The 1,782-nt window shown below is 46.5% G+C and carries 2 protein-coding genes; both read right to left on the bottom strand.

What is annotated here, in order from left to right; all coding sequences use genetic code 11:
- A partial coding sequence (locus tag A3762_RS14565) for an alpha-D-ribose 1-methylphosphonate 5-triphosphate diphosphatase (protein ID WP_068756265.1) occupies window positions 1-1,141 on the bottom strand: 1,141 nt, incomplete at its 3' end.
- Window positions 1,138-1,782 (bottom strand): phosphonate C-P lyase system protein PhnL (locus A3762_RS14560; RefSeq protein WP_068756262.1); only part of this gene is annotated, 645 nt, incomplete at its 5' end. The genes A3762_RS14560 and A3762_RS14565, both read right to left, overlap by 4 nt.

The raw sequence follows: 1,782 nt of genomic DNA, 5'->3' as shown, positions 1-1,782 counted from the left end.
CATATTGCACCTGAAAAACCAGGTCTCCCGCGCTCCAAGTACGTGAAATTTGGGGAAGACCACCGGGCTGCCCAACGGCAATGAGGTCTGCCCTTTTTCCTGAAGCAATTTCACCACGGTCTTCCAGCCTTGCCGCCTTGGCCGGATTGTAAGTCACTAGTTTAATTGCCTCCGCTAATGACATGTCGACTAGTTTAGGAATCTCAAACACAGCCACAATCAAAGCCGCAGGAGAATAGTCTGCACACAGACAGTCAGCCACGCCATGCTCTATGGCTTCGATCGCTTTCATTGAACCTGACTGACTCTTTCCTCGCAAAATATTAGGAGCGCCAAAGACGGTTGCCATATTAGCTGATTTAGCAGCTTTGGCCGCTTCCAAGTTAATCGGAAATTCTGAGATATCTGCGCCAATTTCTCTCATCGTCGCTACTCGTTCAACTGATTCATCATCATGACTAGCCACTGAAATATTACGTTGATGAGCAAGCGTACTGAGCTCTTTCATACGTTCAAACGCTCCAGCAGCCGAGCTTACCTTGCGTTCAACAATATCATCAATTTCGGCTTCAGTTTTCTTATACGTGCGACTCAAATAATTCTTGTAAGCTGCCATGTCCTTGAACTGCCCCTGACCTGGCGTATGATCCATCATTGAAATCATGTGCATCGCATCCTCCTCAAGCAATTTCTTGAGAATTGGCACACCGGTTTCGTCTGTAATTTCATATCGGCAGTGAACACGATTATCCACCAAAGCATGTGGTTGCCATTCATGCACAGCGCGCGCAACATTTGCAGCAAAGTCATTGTTTCGCACGCCAAGTTCTTCATGCGCAAAAGACAAGGCATGATAAACAGTCGTGATCCCGGCAGCCGCATTGCGTTTATCTGCCTGAGCACAGGCAAAATCTAGAGGAAAGTGAACATTCGGGCGCGGTTCAACTTCTTTTTCCAGAGCGTCGCAATGAATGTCTATCATGCCAGGCATCAAGAGATCTCCCTGTAAATCGATCACTTGCTCCACAGAGACTTCATCAGGATTAATCGAGTGAATAAAACCGTCTTCAATCAGCAAAGAGGCATCGTTTAATATTTCGTCGCGTAGTACGATTGAAGCGTTCGTAAGCAGTGTCTTCATGCGTGAGTCATCTCTAGTAATTGGTCTACGGATTTAGGAATTTGAAGTTCAACGACGTGCTCCGCCATTTTTTCAACCAGTGCTGGATCATGAAAAATAGCCAGCATGGCGACGCCTTGCTCTTTCAACTTCNGCAATTCACCCAGCACCACGTCGGTCGTAATGGGATCTAGACTGGAGGTAGGTTCATCAAGCAGCAGCAATCTGGGCTTGGCTACCAAGCTTCGTGCTAGATTGACTCGCTGTTTCTCGCCACCGGAAAAGTTTGCCGGAGATAAACTCCATAACCGTTCAGGTAAATTCAAACGTGCCAGCATATCGCGAGCACTATCCAGCGCTTCGTGCATGCTTGCACCACGTTTCAAAAGAGATTGAGCGACAATAAACTCGCTAGGTTTGCGCGGTAATATGTGAAGAAACTGCGTGACAAAACTAATCTCATCCTGCCTTAGCTGTAGTATCTGGTGCTCATTGGCTTTCGCTAAATCGATCTTATGACCCTTCGCTGTTTGATAGAGTATTCGCCCATAGGTAGGTAAATAGGTTCGATAAATTCCCTTGAGTACACTTGATTTACCTGAACCAGTCGGACCGATAAGCGCAGTAAGCTTCCCTTTATAAACAGAAAGCTCTACATTTTG

This window comes from Oleiphilus sp. HI0125, from assembly GCF_001635355.1.
The sequence above is the reverse complement of the archived record's forward strand: the minus strand, read 5'-3'. Positions and strand labels throughout refer to the sequence as shown.